The sequence below is a fragment of the Paenibacillus sp. CECT 9249 genome (assembly GCF_918697855.1).
Classification (GTDB): domain Bacteria; phylum Bacillota; class Bacilli; order Paenibacillales; family Paenibacillaceae; genus MSJ-34.
In genome coordinates this window covers 1-17633 of record NZ_CAKKLI010000037.1, presented here as the reverse complement: position 1 = coordinate 17633, position 17633 = coordinate 1, and the positions used below count along the sequence as shown (strand labels likewise).

Annotated in this window: 13 protein-coding genes; 1 reads left to right on the top strand and 12 read right to left on the bottom strand. The window is 47.3% G+C overall.

The window, feature by feature from the left end:
- Nucleotides 1-33: 33 nt before the first annotated feature.
- The 11 genes from LQ229_RS20275 to LQ229_RS20225 form a co-directional block, all read right to left on the bottom strand.
- Complete coding sequence (locus tag LQ229_RS20275; protein WP_216540978.1) at nucleotides 34-1935, bottom strand: RICIN domain-containing protein; 1902 nt, start codon at nucleotides 1933-1935, stop codon at nucleotides 34-36.
- Nucleotides 1936-2012: 77 nt separating this feature from the next.
- On the bottom strand, nucleotides 2013-2849 hold the full coding sequence (locus tag LQ229_RS20270) for a carbohydrate ABC transporter permease (protein ID WP_216540979.1): 837 nt from the start codon (nucleotides 2847-2849) through the stop codon (nucleotides 2013-2015).
- A gap of 2 nt (nucleotides 2850-2851) precedes the next feature.
- The gene (locus LQ229_RS20265) at nucleotides 2852-3712 is read right to left on the bottom strand and encodes a sugar ABC transporter permease (RefSeq protein ID WP_230192703.1); all 861 of its coding nucleotides are present in this window, start codon (nucleotides 3710-3712) and stop codon (nucleotides 2852-2854) included.
- A 78-nt stretch (nucleotides 3713-3790) separates the two neighbouring features.
- Nucleotides 3791-5128 (bottom strand): extracellular solute-binding protein, encoded by a 1338-nt coding sequence (locus tag LQ229_RS20260; protein WP_230192702.1) that lies wholly within the window; start codon nucleotides 5126-5128, stop codon nucleotides 3791-3793.
- A 191-nt stretch (nucleotides 5129-5319) separates the two neighbouring features.
- Complete coding sequence (locus LQ229_RS20255; protein WP_230192701.1) at nucleotides 5320-6885, bottom strand: response regulator; 1566 nt, start codon at nucleotides 6883-6885, stop codon at nucleotides 5320-5322.
- Nucleotides 6863-8623, bottom strand: coding sequence for a sensor histidine kinase (locus tag LQ229_RS20250; protein ID WP_230192700.1), 1761 nt, complete (start codon nucleotides 8621-8623; stop codon nucleotides 6863-6865). The genes LQ229_RS20255 and LQ229_RS20250 overlap by 23 nt, the downstream gene beginning before the upstream one ends.
- Nucleotides 8624-8923: 300 nt before the next feature.
- Nucleotides 8924-10078 (bottom strand): sialidase family protein, encoded by a 1155-nt coding sequence (locus tag LQ229_RS20245; RefSeq protein WP_230192699.1) that lies wholly within the window; start codon nucleotides 10076-10078, stop codon nucleotides 8924-8926.
- A 282-nt stretch (nucleotides 10079-10360) separates the two neighbouring features.
- Nucleotides 10361-11971: a sodium:solute symporter family protein gene (locus tag LQ229_RS20240; RefSeq protein ID WP_216540857.1), complete on the bottom strand. Its 1611-nt coding sequence runs from the start codon at nucleotides 11969-11971 to the stop codon at nucleotides 10361-10363.
- Nucleotides 11972-12005: 34 nt separating this feature from the next.
- A complete protein-coding gene (locus tag LQ229_RS20235) occupies nucleotides 12006-12920 on the bottom strand; it encodes an NAD(P)-dependent oxidoreductase (RefSeq protein ID WP_290370061.1) in 915 nt (304 codons plus the stop codon).
- Nucleotides 12921-12938: 18 nt separating this feature from the next.
- Nucleotides 12939-14312: an allantoinase AllB gene (allB, locus tag LQ229_RS20230; protein ID WP_230192698.1), complete on the bottom strand. Its 1374-nt coding sequence runs from the start codon at nucleotides 14310-14312 to the stop codon at nucleotides 12939-12941.
- Between the two features lie 17 nt (nucleotides 14313-14329).
- The gene (locus LQ229_RS20225; protein ID WP_230192697.1) at nucleotides 14330-15052 is read right to left on the bottom strand and encodes an FCD domain-containing protein; all 723 of its coding nucleotides are present in this window, start codon (nucleotides 15050-15052) and stop codon (nucleotides 14330-14332) included.
- 630 nt (nucleotides 15053-15682) lie between these two features.
- Between LQ229_RS20225 and LQ229_RS20220 the strand changes: the two genes are divergently transcribed.
- Complete coding sequence (locus LQ229_RS20220; protein WP_230192696.1) at nucleotides 15683-16048, top strand: group 1 truncated hemoglobin; 366 nt, start codon at nucleotides 15683-15685, stop codon at nucleotides 16046-16048.
- A gap of 381 nt (nucleotides 16049-16429) precedes the next feature.
- On the opposite strand, the gene LQ229_RS20215 is transcribed toward LQ229_RS20220, so the two are convergent.
- Nucleotides 16430-17215, bottom strand: coding sequence for an alpha/beta hydrolase (locus LQ229_RS20215; RefSeq protein WP_230192695.1), 786 nt, complete (start codon nucleotides 17213-17215; stop codon nucleotides 16430-16432).
- Nucleotides 17216-17633 lie beyond the last annotated feature (418 nt).

Sequence of the window (17633 nt, the reverse complement as noted above, 5' to 3'; positions counted from 1 at the left end):
TTACCGGACGTCTCCGCGGTTGAGCGGGGTACGCTATTGAACCTTCTCCAATCGCCACTGTTGATTCAGGCCGTTATGGTACGTATATTGAACGATGCTCGCTCCGTTGTCGGTCGATTCGCCCCTCACATCGAGGAGTTTGCCGCTGTTGCGGTTGATGAACATATATTTGCCGCCGCCGATGTTTTGAATTTCCCATTCCTGATCAAATATGCCCAGATCGGACCATTGCAGCACTTTGGCGCTGTCTGACGAGGAACTGGCGCTTACGCCGGCGACCTTGCCGCTATTGCGGTTCACGATCTTGTAGTATCCGTTGCCGACTTCGACGAATTTCCATTGCTGGCTCAACGTATTATTCTTCTCCCATTGATTCAGCTGTACGTCATCGTTCGTGGAACTCCATGGGACATCGAGCAATTTGCCGCTATTGACATTGACGATATGATAATAGTCGTTCGGATCGAAAGTCTCCGCCCCGCCTGCGTAAGAAGTGCCGCTAATGACAAGCGTGGTGATGGAATTGGCTTTGGCCGTTGCCGTAAACGAGTGGCCGGCAATGGAAATATCGTCAAGCCGAGCCAGATCCTCCGCGGCTGAAGTGCGGTACGGCGCAACCGAGCCGGCGATGCTCGCGAACTTGGAAAGATCGAACGTGACGTCTTGATCCGTTGCGCTGCCGTTCGTCGTTACGATTACGGTAGTCCCGGTTGCCGGATCGTACGCCGCCAGCGAGTTGGCATCGTCGATCGCGATTAATTTATAGCCCGGGCGAATAAACTTGCTGTAATTGCTCATGGCGTAAAATTTCTTGGTCAAATACCAGTTCTCCGTCCCCCCGGTAAAATCGGCATGAATGATTCCCCAGTTGTCGTTGGAACTGACCATGTTGCCTTCGTCCTCAACGGCTTGCCAATACACCCAGGCGCTTGGAAGCATCTGCTTCACATCGATTAAGATTTGATTGGACAGATTCAATGCGGGCGCGATCGAATGATGGTTATGTCCGCCCGCCCCGCCCATGCCGACTTCGGACATCCATAGTTTCTTGCCGTTGCTCTTGGCTACGTTATGCAACTCCACGCGGCGAGAACCGTTATACGTATGGGTATTGATTCGTGAAATATATGATTTGGCCGTGCTGTCATACGAGTGAAACGAATCGATCATCCAATCGATGTTATTTTCGTCGGAGGCGGCGACGGTCGTGCCTGTAATTCCTCGCGCGATCAATCCGTTCTGCGTGTCTTTGATGATTGCATTTTGCGCGCTTCGGTCGAAGTGGGCTCCCTCTTGTTTGCCGTAAGCGAACCAGAACGGAGAGTACGACTCGTTCACCGGTTCCACCGTCTCGAATTCGATATCCCATTCATCCTTAAAATGCTTCACGACCTCGGCTAAATAATCGCCAAAGGGAGCGAAATATTGGGTTTGCAAATTATTTTGAATGCCTAGAATCGAACCGGAAGCGCACTGGCTATTGGTCATCCAATAAGGAGGGGAGTTGGAGAAAGCTTCAAACTTGTTCGCGCCTCTCGCTTTGGCCGCTTGCAGCATCCATCGCTGATTGGCGTCCGCGTTCCAATCCCAAACTCCCGGGGATGGTTGGAATCCTTCGATTTCCGCACCCGGCCGCATATGATCATGGGACGGATTTTCGCCGCCGCCGATATTATATCGAATCACGTTAAGGCCCATTCCCTCTTCCAGGGAAAACAACTTATCGGCAATCGCATTTCTCTCGGCATCGGACCAGCCGCCAATAACGTTTCCAAACCAGGCCAGCGATGTCCCCCACCCCTCCCAATCCGCATATTGCGCGGAAGGATCGACCGAGATCACGCTTGCGGCCTGAACTTGCTGCGGCATGGCTAAAGTCGCGAAGACGGCCAAAGCAAGCATTCCTGATAGAATCATGTTCATCCAACGTTTCATACCATCTACCCCTCTCACTATAGATTTGATAATTTGAATGCGTCAGCAGAACGAACCGACGCGTTTTACGCGTTCCTTTACCCTTTTACCGCGCCATTGGTAAGACCGCCGATAATTTGTTTTTGCGCGAACAGAAAAAATACAATAATCGGAATCATCGTCAATACCGCCGACGCAAAGGCGAGGTTCAGGTTCGTCGTATATTGGCCGAAAAAGAAATATTGCATCATCGGGATCGAGCGTACGGCGGTCTTCTGCAGTACGATTAACGCAATGCTGAATTCGTTCCACAGCCACATGACATGCAAAATCGCCACCGTGGCGGTAATCGGCCGGAGCAACGGGAACACAATTTGCCAGAACATCCGGAACGGACCGCAGCCGTCGATCACAGACGCTTCCTCCAATTCGCGGGGAACGCTTTTTATAAAACCGATATACAGAAACGTAGAATATGGAATGCTCGTTCCAACAAGCATGATGATATAGCCGTAAAGCGTATTGATCATATCCAGCGATTTTAAAATTTTGTACACAGGGATGATAATCACTTGAAACGGAACCATAAGCGCCGCCAAAATGAGTAGTTCCGCGAATTTATATAAAGGCTTGCGGGAGTTGCGGGAAATGGCAAAAGCGGCCATGGAGGCGCAAATAACGATACATAGTACGCCGGAAACGGTACTGATCGCGCTGTTGAAGAACGATCTTGTAAAATGCGTGATTTCCCAAGCCGAGCTAAAGTTGCTCCACGCAATATGGGACGGTATCTTCAATAAGGAGTCGGTCGTTTCGGCCGGCGTTTTCATCGCCATCAAAAGGCTGATCAGGAACGGGAAAAGAAATAGAAGCGCCAGCGCATAGGTTAGCAAGCTAATAATAACGTTTGAAAGTTTCCATTTATTTTGCGGCATCGTTACATTTCCACTTCCTTACTGCGCAACATTCGCGACACCGTCCAACCGATTACAACAAGGGCAATCAGAAATACCATGGAAATCGCTTGACCGTACCCCGCTTTCTTAAAGTCGAACAAATGGCGATAAATATAAATGGCGATCGTTTCCGACGCTCGCACCGGTCCGCCGTTCGTCGCAATGATCGGCGTCGTAAACACGCGCAGACCATAGGTGATCGCCAAAGTGACATTGACGGTAATGGCAGGCATGATCATCGGAACGGTTACATTTGCGAATTTTTGCCATACGGTTGCGCCGTCCGCTTCCGCGGCTTCATACAAGTCTCTGGGGACGCCGGTTAAGGCCGATAAATAGATAATCATGCTGATCCCGACACTGTTCCATATATCAATCCCGACAATAGCCGGCATGACTGTGTCCGGACTTCCGAGCAGGCTGTTAATGCCGAACAGAGTATGAAATACTTCGCGGTAGATAAATCCCCAAATAAACGAAACGAGCACCGCGCTCAGCACTGTCGGCAAGAAAAAAATAACTTTGGTTACATGTTTGCCTGCAAAGGACCGGTTCACCGCCATCGCTAACAGCAGCGCCAGCGAGTTCGAAAAAACGACCGACAGAACCATATAATAGAGCGTGTTTCTCATCGGAATGAGAATGTCGTCGTTTGTAAATATTTTTGCGAAGTTATCCAATCCCACAAAGCGATATTCAGGAATAATCCCGTTCCAATCCGTGAATGCGACATGAATCCCCATAAAAAAAGGAATGATCATCGCAAAAGCGAAAAAGGCGAATGCCGGAACCAAAAAACTGAAACGGACAAGTCCATCGCGCCATCGAAATCGAGTAGACATCGTCATTCCTCCAAGTAACGATTCTCCCGGGACGACCGGGAGAATCCTATCTTCAACAGAAGCGCTTTTCACAAAAGCTTATTTTTGTAACGGACGTATTTTGTTGAAATTATCGTCAAGCTGTTTGATAGCTTTATCCACATCGTGATTTTTATCGAGAATCAAGGATGTAAGGCCGTCAACATAAGCGTTCCCTAATTCCGTACTTACAAAATCGGGCGAGAACTGCGACCAGTCAAAGGTTTTGCCCGGTTTCAAGTAGTTGGCGTCCAGTTCGACATAGGTCGGATCGAAATCCGGTTTCAACCCTTTGATGACGGAGATCCCTTTTTTGTTATTCTGGAATATTTCTCCTACTTCCGGCGTAGAGAACGTTTCCAGCAATTTCAGAGCCGCCTCTTTATTTTTCGATTTCGGATTCACGACGATCCCGCCGGTCGATTTCATGGCAAATTTGGCGTCATCCGGATTTTCGGTCGACGGGAAGGCGAATAGACCGATGTTCGCGTCCGGATTTTTCGATTTGGCGCCGTCCACGGCCCATGTGCCGTTAATGACCATCGCGGCTTTGCCGCTGGCGACAAGCTCCTGTACTTTATCCCAGTTCGTACCCATCGGATCGTCGTTCATATAAGGCAGACGCTGCACGAATCGAGTCAATACCTCTTTAAAATGTCCTTTATTATCGGCGAAGGTCGCTTTCCCCGCCTCGACATCCTTGATCCAATCGGTATCCGAATTGACGCCGGTTACAAGCAAGTCGGGATTGATATCCCAGCTAATGACCCAGCTGTCTTTAAAGCCCGCCGCGATCGGAACGATTCCCGCCGCTTTCAATTTCTCGCAAACGGCAAGAAACTCGCTGTACGTCTTAGGAACTTCCGTAATGCCCGCTTTGGCGAACGCATCTTTGTTATAAGTGACGCCGCCTCCGTTCGTGTCGATAGGGAGCGCCCAAATTTTCCCGTCTTCGGATTTCACACCGTTCAAGTACTGCTCGCCGATATTGCCCAGGAAAGGCTGTCCTGTCAAATCGGCGGCATATCCTGCATCGATGATTTCCTGATATCCCGGTATATCGTCGATCATGTAAATGTCCGGAACGTCGTTAGCCGCAACTTTGGTGTTAAAAAAGTTTTTGTACGTCGTTCCTCCTTCGGTCGCGATCACTTCGACGTCGATATTCGGATTGTTCTCTTTAAACTTTTGGATGCCGAGATCGATCCATTTTCTGGCGCCTTCTTCGCCAAAATGATGTACCCATGTCAACTGCACAGGCTTGGTCGACGCTAGGCTCTCTCCTCCCGTTTTCGTATCGGCCCGGTTCGCCGTGTTTTGTTCGCTCTTCGACCCGCATGCCGACATGACACCTGCCAAGAGAACAACCGCGGCGACAACGGCCAACGCTTTTTTCATGCAAGAAACCTCCCTTTGGCTTGACTAGTCTCGGATAGCGCTTACATCCGCCATCTGATCTTAGTCTATAAGACACGAACCATGTTTTCATTGAACAAAAAAACGATTCATTGGAAATATCCTCGAACAGTCAAATCCAACATCGTATTCGTATCAAAAAACTACGAAACGTTGTAATAATCAACAAAGCTTTATTTCTTCCTATACTCTGTTACAGTGACTCCCGTCAGTTCTTTAAAGACTTTGCAAAAGTACGACGTTTCCTGAAAGCCGGCTTTTTCGCCTACCTCATAAACCTTAAGGTTCGTTTCCCGCAGCAGCCTCTTGGCCGCTTCGATTCGGCGTTGATTGATATATTCGACGAGTCTTATGCCCGTCTCGCTTCGAAACAATTTGGAGAGGTAATTGGGGCTCAAATTCAATACGTCGGCAATATTGGCAACGGAAATATCCTCGTTGTAATGCTCGTTTATGTATTCGACGGCCATCCGGATATCTTGGCGATGCGATTGCCGGATTTCCGTTTGTCCGAAAATTTGACGACAACAAGAAAGGAAGTATTCTTTCATTTCGCCAATCGGTTCCAAATTGTCCATCGAATCAAGCAAGACGTCATGCCAATGATTCATGCTGTTCAGCTTCATTTTCCTCTCCGCCGCAAAGACCGGCAGAAGGGCGAACAGATCGAACAATAGCCGTTTGACATGTTTCATCTCCAAGCGGCTGGATTGGATCCATTCGAAGACGTATGCGATCTTATCTTCGATCACTTTCATATTTTCGCTTCTGAATGCCAATGTGAATTGCGTCATCCATGTATGATGCAATCCCTCTTCCGGAGGCTGCGCTTCCCGATAAATGAAGATCCTCTCGCGATCCGCATATATTTTTTGGAACAACGCGGCTTCGGCTTGCCGAAATAGATCGGGAAGAGCGGAGTAACCGGCACCGATCCGACTCATTCCTACAGAGAGGGACAGCTGCAAACTCCGGGCAATCGGGACGAGACGATCAGCGAATTCAAGGGCGGACGCAATCATGTACGACTCGCTTTTGATGTGAGGAAAACTTTGGATGACTGCAGCTTGTTTCTCGGACAGGACAATCGGATAGAAATGCTCATTCTCCTTGCGAATGCGGTCCAGAAAGTCGCTTTGGGCTTTGCCCGGCATGGAATCGGCAATAACCTCTTCGTGCTTGTTGGCGTTAAAGCGGAGGAGTTGCACGATATAGGGTGAGCGGGATAACGTTTGTTCAAAATGATAACCGGCAGTCTCCGTTTGATCGCTCTGAATATTCTCGCCGAGCATCATTTTCTTTAGGTACAGGCTCGTCAGATGAATATCCGATGCATTCGCTTCCGCAAGCTTCTCTCGCTCCTTCAAGATCGATATCTTTACTTGCTCCAGGACTTGAATCAGTCCCTCGATTTCAAGATCATGCTTCAGCAGATAGTCCTGCGCTCCCAATCTCATCGCTTCTTTGACGAAATGAAACTCTTCGAAAGAACTTAGCGCGATAAATTTGATCGCCGGGTACAACCGCTTGACCTGCCGGATTAGATCGAGCCCGTTCATCTCCGGCATGCTCATATCCGTAATGATTACATCGCAGCGGCGCTCCTTGATATATTCCAATGCCTGTTTGCCGTTAATGGCCTCGGTCGTCAGCTCGAAGCCGTAATCCTCCCAGCGAATAATGGTTTTAATGGCATAACGGTAAATCGCGTTATCTTCAACGATCATAACCCGCAGCAATATGTTCAGCCTCCTCCAGTTTCGTATGATAAGGGAGTTTGATCTTCGCTTTCGTTCCTCGGCCCGGTTGACTTTCATACAACAAACCGTACTCCTTGCCGTAATACAATTGAATTCTTTCGTTGACCCCGCGGACCCCGATGCTGCTCATGCCCGGGAATCGTTTGTCCTCTTGACCGCGGCCGTTTACAATTTGCTCGATTTTTTGCTCATCCATTCCAACTCCGTTATCTTCCACGACCAAGTAAATCCTTTCGTTCTCACGCCAAGCCCGAATCGTAATCAAAGCGTTGCCTTTCGACGGCTCGATTCCGTGCAAGATGGCATTTTCCAAAAGCGGTTGCAAACTCAAGTAGGGAACATAACATTGGAGCAACCTCTCGTCGATATCGAATTTGATTTGGAGTTCATCCCCATAACCCATTTTTTGGATAAAAATATAGTTGTCCAACAGCATAATCTCCTCCGCTAACGTATGGAACTCGCTCGTTCTTCGCACAGACGATTTGAGGAGCTCGAACAGCGAACCCGTCATTTTTTCGATTTCGGATTGCCCTTTCATGCGGGCGAACCATTTAATCGTTCCAAGCGTGTTATAGAGAAAATGAGGATTGATCTGCGCCATCAACACCTGGAACTCGGCTTGTTGTTTCGCAATCCGCTCTTTATATACGCTGTTGACCAGTTCATTAATTCTGCCGACCATAAAATTAAAACGAACCGACAGCATGCCGACTTCGTCGCGTCCCATAATATCGGTTCTGACTTGGAAATCGCCTTCTTCTACTTTTCGCATGTTTTTTTCGAGCAGCTTGATATTTTTCGTTGTCGTCGCCGACAGGAACCATGAAATGGCAATGGAAATAAGGATGGCCAAGGCGCTGAAAATCAGAATCATCCACTGCAGGAGCCTAGTATGGTCTTTCAGCATCGTCATGGGGATGACGCAGACCACCCTCCATCCGGAAGGGGATGTTTGCTTTTGCGTTATTAAGTAATTTTGGCCTTCGATCCGACGAATCGCGCCGTTTGCGGCGGCGGATTCGGATTGACCGTTGCCAAAGAGCGTATCCCGCTCGGGCTGCCTGAAGTTGCTTTTGACCAAAACTTGGTCGTTCTGATTGAATATCGCGATGTTGTCCGGATTGATGTAAGAAATATCCGACTTTAAATTTCTGAAAAAATTAGGATCGATATTGATGAGGACGGTGCCGATATGCACATTGACATGGTTTAAATCGATGAAATTTCTGGTCAAGGAAACTTCATCTTCCCCCCGGAACGAGGATGTCCATACATATTCATGCCCGCTGCTTCTCAGTTCGGCTTCGGCTTGACTCATAATTTGCGAAGCGCTATGGACGTTTAGCTCGTTTTGAATCTGATGCTTATTCTCCCACCAATAGACCGTACCCTTGTTGTTTTTAATCACAATGGAACGAATATAACGATTATTGCTGGCGAATTGTGCGAGCACGTAATTAACGCGGTACTGGTACGCAGCGTAATTGTCTTCGGTGACAGCCTCCGCTCTCTCCGTCAGGAAGTCCCGCAATAGTTGATCCGAGATCAGGTACACCGTTGAATTCATAAATTCTCTGGCGCGGTATTCAATATTGTCGGACACCTGATGGACGATTTGTGCGGACAGATCTTTCGTATTCGACTCCAGAAAATAGTTGGCCGTATAAATGGATGCGCTTCCAATTGCAGTTGTAATCAACAAGATGATGATCATGTTGGATAAAAGAATTTTGGTCCTTAACCTGGCATTCCTGATGCCGTTCGATATTGTTCTGAACGGATTGTATTTTGCGCGGCGTTTCAATGGATCTCAACTCCAGGATAGAAATTTATTTGTTTCCGGTCTCATAGAGGGAAATGCTGGTATGTGTTGAGATGGTACCACAGAGTGGCGATCCGGAGCAATAAGTAAGATCAATTACGGGGGGGCTTCGCGGGGCAACGAAAAAACGGCAGCCCCGGATAAGAAAATCAAATCCTCGACTGCCGCTCTATTACTGCCATATTATTTAACTTATTCGATATCCGGTTGACCTGTCGCTTTGTTGACAAGTTGTTTTAGTATAGCGCCTTGCGAACGGCATTCGCCCCTCATAATATCGTCCTCCGTAAACCGTGCCATCAATATTTCCCGTTGCTTTACACGTTCCCAATCATAAGTGACATAAATATACCCATCCGCGGCCTCAACAGCATCCGGATACGACACCTCGTTGCGTTCGTCAAGCAATAACGAATACGGCCATGTTTTTCCGTCATCTTCGCTTAATAGAGCCGTCAAATGGCTTCGTCCTTTCCACTTCTTCACATCCCCTTGGCTAAGAATATCGTCCAAGTCGATTCTTTCTTGGAAATTGTGATGGTTAATCAGCAACAATCTTCCCGACTTCAATCTGCGAATATGAAAACGCGAGCACGGCCCGTCGATATGGCTTTTCCTGCCTGGGGACCAGGTATAGCCTCCGTCTTGGGAGATGCTTTCCCCGATCCCGTCAAATGTTCTGACAAGCATCCATAAGGTTCCGTCTTTTTTCTCCACGATCATATGTTCATCGAAGCTTCGATTCGGCACATCCGCATGGCCTCTTAGGCTAAAGGAATTTCCGTTATCCGTGGATACATAAACATTGGAAAACTGTTCGTTCTGCAATCCGTGATCCTCGCTTGGCGTGCTTCCGCTCGTATTGCACCATATCGCGCATGGAAAGAGCCATTCTTGTTTCGATGTCACAATCGGTTTATTCATCATGATGCCGTTCGCAATTCTTCGCGGCGGACTCCAGTTCAGCCGCTCCGCATCCGGATCTTCGCAAATCGACGCCCATACCCCCATTCTTCCGTCGTTAAACCCGCGCGTTTGCGTCCAGGTCATCCATAATCTCTTCAAAGGATCAATCCATAAATTCGGATCGTAAATGCGGCATTCCGGATCGGGGTGTTCTACCACGGTAACGCCTGAGCGGAATGTTCGCCCATGGTCGTCGCTTACGCATAAAACCATAATGTTGCCGCCAACCTCCGCATCTTGTCCGGAGTAGAAATTGATCAATATTCTTCCTTTTTCCGTTACCTCAAGAGAAGGAATCCCTTGCCAACGCCGATAGTTATCCTGAAACCTTTCTTCGGAAGGCTCTATAAAAATATTCGCCGGTCTCAATGTTGAATCCATAGTTTCTACTCCCCTATCTTATTTTTAGTGAACCGATTCGGACTTTTTAACCGTAATGAAACTGCCTAGCAAAAAGGCTAGTCCAAACAGAAACGTAACAATACCCCACCATAAATTGATATTAAATGGAAAGTGCTCTGTTGTTTTATTCGTAAATAATCCATACACGGTTAAAACCAAACCCAAGTAACAAAAAATGATGCCCGTCAAAAACTTAAGATCGAATAGCAACCTCTTCAATGATCTCACTCCCCGTTTTTTCATTTCATTACATGAATCCGCTTACCAGAAATAAAGATTGATAACAATCATAATAAGGATAGAAATAATCGCGAGATAGCCCGGGCGTTTATACCAAGGAAGATTCGGGTATGATATTTTTTCGCTCACGCTTCGTACCAAGCCCTTCAGTTCGCTCTCCGGTCTCGGTTTTGTAAACAAGCTTACGACGATAGTGATGACCATCGTTACGATCCAAGCCCATAGCGCTCTTGAGAAGTTGCCTTCCGCCAATGTGCTGTAAAAATCGCTCGGAATAAGGAAATACATGAGGAAAGAACTTGTAATCCCCAACAGCAATCCCCAGAACGCTCCCCATCCGGTTGCTCTCTTCCAAAAGACGCCCAAGAAGAATGTGGCGAAGAACGGAGCGTTAAAAAATGAGAACAACATTTGAATATAGTCCATAATATTCGGAAACTTCGCTGCCAGAAATGCGGCAAAAACGGCAAGTATGGTGCCGAGAACAACCATGAGACGACCGACTTTCATATAATGCTTATCGCTTCCGTCTTTTTTAATGTAAGCTTGGTAGATGTCATAAGTCCAAACGGTCGTAAAAGCTGTAATATTGCCTGCCATCCCGCTCATGAAAGCAGCCAATAATGCAGTGATGCCTAAACCGAATAATCCTTCGGGCAATAATTCGGCGAGCGTAAGCGGCAATGCCAGGTTATAGGGCATATCGGGATTTTTGCCAAGCTCGGGAAAAAGCGGAATGGCGATAAACCCTGGAACAATGACGACGATGGGTACGATAATGCGAAAGAAGGTCGCATAGATCGGCGTATTTTGCACCGCTCTTACATCCTTGGCGGCAAATGCCCTTTGCGCAACCAGGAAATCGGTCATCCAATATCCGAATGAAAGAACAAAGCTCAGCCCTACAATCACTCCAAACCAGCTTACGCCCATCGGATTATTCGCCGTACTGCCCAAACCTTGCCATAGATGCGTGAAGGACTCGGGCATGTTGGCCAAAATACCGCTCATGCCTCCGAACTTATACATGCCAATGACAGCAATGGGCAGCAAACCGATCCATATTAAGAAAAATTGAATCACTTCGTTGTATATCGATGAAGTTAATCCGCCCAGCGTTACATATAATAAAACGACGACAGCCGCGACAATGATACTGAAGACCATCGACCATCCCAATAACACGCTAAAAATCAATCCCATAGCGTATAAACTAATCCCGGAAAACAGAATCGTCAGGATAAAAAATGTGATGGCGTTCAATCCCCTGGTTGCTTCATTGAATCGAAACCTTAAATACTCCGGAATCGTTCTCGCTTTGGATGCATAAAAGAACGGATACATGTACAAGCCTACGAATAACATAGCGGGTACCGCTCCCATCCAATAATAATGCATCGTTAACATTCCGTATTGCGCGCCGCTGGCTGCCATTCCCAACAATTCCAGAGCGCCTAAATTCGCCGCCAAATAGGCAATACCCGTTATCCATGCCGGAAGAGATCTGCCTGAGAGGAAGAAATCGCTGTCTGTTTTAATCATCTTTTGCACAATGAATCCAACGACGATGACAAATGCAAAATAACTAAAAATAATAAAATAATCGATCGTTCCAACCGAAACTTGCCCCATGTGATATTCACCTGCCTCGTGTAATTAAACGCTTTCAACTTTTCGATTTCTTGTTCTCTTCCAAATATTTTGCATATTCGGCAATACCGTCTTCAAGACGATACTTCGCTTTAAACCCTAGCTGCTTCTCCGCTTCGCTGCAATCAAAGGCGCCGATAAAGTCATAGCCTAAATCACCGGGTCCGATCTTGATCGATATATTAGGATACAGGTTCTTAATAACGGCGGCAACTTCATCCATCTTGGTATTTACCCCTGTTCCAATATTGAAGATGCTTGAACTGCATTTTTCAGCTTGCAGCGCTTTATAGACGCCAAGAGCGGCATCTTTGACATAAATGAATTCCAACTGTTGATCCGCGCCCTTCGCATCATCGATATCAAGCCCGTTGACCGCCCTTTCCAAAAGGGATTTAATCGGATCCGGCATGAAACGGTTGGGACCATAAACAAAAGCAAGGCGTAACGAGATGACATTCATCCCGTAATTTCTGTTATATACCTCCCCGAGGTATTCGCCCGTCAATTTCGACACAGCGTACGTATTCTCCGGATGAACCTTCGTTTCCACAGTGGTTACTCCCGCGGAATGATTGCCGTACACAGCGCCGGAACTCAAATAAACTACCTTGTTAATATGAAATAGTCTTGCCGCTTCAAATATCGTTGTTGTTCCCAATATATTGGTTCTTACGGTCTCATATGGCGACACTTCCCCCGCATGAGGATGCGAGATTCCGCCCGAATGGACAATTGCGCCGATATTGTACTTTTGAATGATCGAGGCCAATCTCGGAAAATCGCATAGATCTCCGGTTTCAACCGTAAGATGATCCGTAATTGGCGACTTTCTTTGATCAAACCCTACAACATGATGGCCCTCGCGATGTAACAATTCCATAACGGCCGATCCTACCAACCCTGAGCTTCCGGTTACCAAAACATTCATGTTTGCTTCTCCTTTCTGTTACCGTTGAATGGGGACAAACTCTCCGTAGGTCGATTCTTCCGTAATCTCCCCATCGTTATAAATGACAGTCCCCCGCACCATCGTTGTCATAACCCTGCCTTTAAACTTATACCCTTCATAAATGCCTTGCGAACTTTTTGTTTTCGAAAACGAATGCTCGCCTTGATAAACCCACTCTTGATTCAAATCTACAATCGCCAAATCGGCGTCCGATCCGACGGCAATGGTCCCTTTTTTCGGATAGATTTCAAATGTTTTCGCTACATTCGTTGAAACCAGCTTGGCCAGTTCCACCAAACCGAGTCCCCTGGCATTCACGCCTTCGCTAATCATCGCCGGCAGCAAGACGTCAATTCCGCCGAATCCGGGCAGAGCCTTCCATATATTATCCTTGCCTTCGAGTTTTTCTTCATCGGTGTACGGCGAGTGATCGGAGCCGATAAAGTCGATGTTTCCCTTGAATATTTGTTCCCACAGGCCCTCTTTATTCTCATACGATCTGATGGGCGGATTGCACTTGGCAAACGGGCCCTTTTCTTTCAGGATCGATTTATCAAATAACAGGTAGTGCGGACATGTTTCATTCGAAACCTTGACCCCTTTCTCTTTCGCCTTGCGAACCAGTTCGCCGCCTTCCGCTACGGACATGTGAACAATATGCAAGCGGCAGCCGGTATGTTCCGCGAATAACATGGCCCTTTCCATCGCTTCCAGTTCGGCCAAAGCCGGTCTTCCATCCGGATAGGACTCCGGATCTCTATTTCCGCTTTGCTCCATCTCTTTACTTACCGTTTCTACGATGTCAGCGTTTTCAGCATGAACCCCGACAAGGCCGTTGAACTTTGCGGCATTCTTCATCGCTTTGAATAACACATCATCCGGCGTATGAGGATAATTATCGTTCGCGTATGAAATAAACGCTTTATAACCGACACACCCTAATTCATGCATTTCACTCAGACGATCAACCGACTTAGGAATTAATCCGCCCCAAAGGGCAAAATCGACCAAGGAGTTGCGATCGGCAATATCCTTTTTTAACTGAAACGATTCGCGATCGATGACCGGCGGAACGCTTAAAGGCATTTCGATGATAGTCGTGACTCCGCCCGCAGCTGCCGCCTTGGAACCGCATTGATAATCTTCTCTATAATCTTGCGGGCTTGGCTCCCATAGATGAACATGGGGATCAATGGCGCCGGGCAATACAACCATCCCTTCGGCATCGATCAGCTTCTTGCTTTCAACCTTGCTGCCGCTATCCAAAATGCCCGCAATTTTGCCGTCCTGAATTAATAAGGTTCCCTCCACTGCCTGATTCTCCAACACAATAGTTCCATTCACGATCGCGGTATCAAATACGGTCCCCATTTCATTCGCCCCTTTCTTTATTCGTCTATCCCATTCATAAACGGGATCATTTGGGTTCCTTCATATCCTTCGGCTTGTTCTTTAATAGCGCCAATCAGCGTTTCGATATGAACTCCCATCAGTCTCTCGGCTTCTTGAGCGTTTTTCTGCTTAATAGCGTCGACAATCGATATATGTTGAAGAAGATACTCTTCCCCGCGCTCTCTCGTGATGAGCTGGGCAATTTGCGATTCCAGCTTAAGTTCTTCGTAAATTAAAATATCCAGCGATGCAATTAAGAATCGATTATAGGACGCCTTGGCCACTTTAATATGAAAATCTAAAGCAATATCGGTAGGGTCAATCTTTCCTTTGACGACTTCCTCATGTTTTTTCAACGAAACTTCAAGTTCCTCAATATCCTTTTTGTTAGCACGAAGCGCGGCCAGTCTTGCCGTTTCGCATTCCAAAGCTTTCCTTGCATGAAGCAAATCGATCAACTCGTCAAGGCTTTGCGGTATCGCCGCCATCATGAGCCGCGCCTGCAGGCGCTCCCTTTCGATCCGTTCGGATTGAAATTTGGCATAATGAATTCCTTCCGAAGTAATGACCCTTCCTTGCGCGCCGACAAGCTTTGTGAATCCCTTGGCGTCCAATTCTTTCAACAATCTTCCAATCGTCGCCGTGCTTAGCTCTACTCCTTTCAGTCCAAGCATCACTTTCAAAACCCAGGAGCCAACCGGCTCATCGGTTTGTTTCAAATACTTTAGAACGAGATACTCCGAATATTCGCTTTTTGAAGGAAAAAAGCTCTCTTCATCGAGTGTGTCAACGTTTTCAACATACTTTACGTCCACCTCACACCTCACCTTTCCCTCCTCATCTATGATGAGGAGCAATTAATAAAAAAAATTGCTGTACTTTAGTGTAAAGAAAACTAACTTTTGAGGCACCTCATCACTGATGAGCAGGTTTAGTGTTCATTATAGATTCATGGTTTATTATTTGTCAATATGTTTATTAAAGCGCTTCGGTGGCAATGAAGACGATATGCACCACAGTACGATAAAGTCGATACTTTGATTGGCGATGAGCTGTACAAATAGCTCCGTTCATTTGTCGACGTTCCCCAACCGCTATCTCTGTTTTTTCCCCTTTCTGAGTCTCGTGCATAGATTTCACCGCGCTAAAATATATGCATCATGCTCAGAATGTCTTTTCCCCCGCTCCCCTTCCCGGTTGCCGCCAAACGTTCCGCCCTTCATGCAATGCTTGCGAAATATTTAATGCATTTCCGTAATATGGGATGCAAAAAAACAGCCGAAACGAAATGCCGTTATTGGGAGATAATAATTCTTGTCTTTTCCCAATAAATACAACGGAGGTATCGCATGACTTCAACGGCAACCCTTTACGAACAACTTGGCGGCGAAGAAACGATCGGCAAAGTGGTAGATTACTTCTACGAACTTGTACTGGCCGACGATACGGTCAACCATTTTTTCGCCAATACCGATATGGAAAAACAACGTCTGCATCAAACGAAATTCATCAGTTTCGCTCTCGGAGGCCCGAAACGGTATACAGGGAAAGCGATGGCGAAAGCGCATGAGGGGATGAACCTGCAACCCGAGCATTTCGATGCGATCGTGAAGCATTTACGCGAGGCGTTGGAACACTTCGGGGTCCCCGAAGCGAATATTCGCGAAGCGCTCGACAAAATCGCAACATTGAAGGACGATGTGCTGTACAAATAAAGCTGAACAAGTTGGATTATCTCCAATCACATGGGAGGCATCTCTGTGAAAAACGAGGCTTCACTGGATATGATCCAACAGATTCGAGCCACATTTCGCTTTTCACCGGATTTGCGGCGATTTGATTGGATGAAATCCAAGCAACGCACGCAGAATGGGCTGAGAAGCATTATTCCGTTGGATAAAATCAAACAGACGAGCGGAAAACAGGACGACATTGCCGGACGAGACCAGACTATATGTTCGAGAAAAACGCCAGCATCTCATTGTTGGATTCCATGCTCTCCGGCCACTCCGGATTGGCGACATGAAATACATGTCCCAGACGTTTCCCGTGCGATTTCGTCCAAAATTTCGTTTGATGCAGTATATTTCTTTCGCTCAGGTACCGATCCAGTACGACAGAATGATAATTGTGCAGCGGATCGGCTTCGCTGCTGATGAGGAAAACAGGCGGAAGCTCCAAGCCTTCGGCCGTTTCCGTAAAACTCGCTTTTCCGTAGCATGCCGCAAGCTCCGGTTTCTGGCCGAAAAACATGCGGAACATTTCCTTATAGACGCTGTTTCCGGCGCCCAAGGCTCGGCTGATACGGCGAAAATCGGAGAGCTCGCACATGCCGTGGCTGATGCCGATCGCTTTGATATGCAGTCCGGTTGGCCGCACACCGTAAATTGCTTGCAATTCGGGGCTAAGTTGCACGCAAGCGGCAAGCCCGGTCCGGTTAAATGCCCGCCGGCCGAATCGCCGCATATATAGAAGCGGCTGAGGTCGCAATGATGCTGCGATCCGTGTTTTTCCAACCAATGCAACGCGGCGAAGATATCCTGCACCTGCCCGAGCAAATCGGTATTCGGCAGCAACCGGTAGCTGATGTTCGCAACGGCGAAGCCTTGGGCCGCCAAATATAGGCAGTAGTATTTGTTCAATTCTTTGTCGCCGTACATCCAGCCGCCGCCATGAATATCGACGATCGTGGGCAATAACCCTTTCGTCCCTGCCGGATAATAGATATCCAGCAGGTGCATCGGATCTCCGTCGTCGAGATACGCCAGATCGACGTCCTCGCCGACGCCTGGCGTCGGCGTTTGCCGGGCGATACGGGCCAAATCCTGCTTCCTCACTTGTTCCCAGCCTCTTCTTATCATCTGTCTTACGATAAAGCCCATTGCAACCACCCCATCCTTTAACAGATTTTTGATAATGACATCATTTTCATCGAATAGCCGTTTAAATATTCAAACAACTCAGTCAAGTCTTGCTCCGTCCATTTGCCTGCGCTGAACCAGATTAGTCCCCGCAACGGCTTTCTTATCTACCGTTCGAATTCCATGGGATTCTAGCAAAAATGTTTCAATATGGTTTGCCCCTCGCCGGTTGACCGCTGCCTAAATCTTTCATCGCGCATTTTCGCCATATATTCCTTCAGACGAATATAGATTAAATCGAAGCGGTTTATTATGCAATTGTGCACTAGCGTTGCACCGAATGTTTTACTTCGTTTCAAGCCGATGATTGCGATAGGGATGAACAAGGTTAACGGATTTTGGAGGCCTTATTTGATCCAATAACGCAATTTTGGCGGAA

Bases quoted from the DNA above. Each gene is read 5' to 3' on its own strand.
- LQ229_RS20275 (WP_216540978.1), bottom strand. From the start codon at position 1,935: ATGAAACGTTGGATGAACATGATTCTATCAGGAATGCTTGCTTTGGCC.
- LQ229_RS20270 (WP_216540979.1), bottom strand. From the start codon at position 2,849: ATGCCGCAAAATAAATGGAAACTTTCAAACGTTATTATTAGCTTGCTA.
- LQ229_RS20265 (WP_230192703.1), bottom strand. From the start codon at position 3,712: ATGTCTACTCGATTTCGATGGCGCGATGGACTTGTCCGTTTCAGTTTT.
- LQ229_RS20260 (WP_230192702.1), bottom strand. From the start codon at position 5,128: ATGAAAAAAGCGTTGGCCGTTGTCGCCGCGGTTGTTCTCTTGGCAGGT.
- LQ229_RS20250 (WP_230192700.1), bottom strand. From the start codon at position 8,623: ATGATCATCATCTTGTTGATTACAACTGCAATTGGAAGCGCATCCATT.
- LQ229_RS20245 (WP_230192699.1), bottom strand. From the start codon at position 10,078: ATGGATTCAACATTGAGACCGGCGAATATTTTTATAGAGCCTTCCGAA.
- LQ229_RS20240 (WP_216540857.1), bottom strand. From the start codon at position 11,971: ATGGGGCAAGTTTCGGTTGGAACGATCGATTATTTTATTATTTTTAGT.
- LQ229_RS20235 (WP_290370061.1), bottom strand. From the start codon at position 12,920: ATGAATGTTTTGGTAACCGGAAGCTCAGGGTTGGTAGGATCGGCCGTT.
- allB (WP_230192698.1), bottom strand. From the start codon at position 14,312: ATGGGGACCGTATTTGATACCGCGATCGTGAATGGAACTATTGTGTTG.
- LQ229_RS20220 (WP_230192696.1), top strand. From the start codon at position 15,683: ATGACTTCAACGGCAACCCTTTACGAACAACTTGGCGGCGAAGAAACG.
- LQ229_RS20215 (WP_230192695.1), bottom strand. From the start codon at position 17,215: ATGGGCTTTATCGTAAGACAGATGATAAGAAGAGGCTGGGAACAAGTG.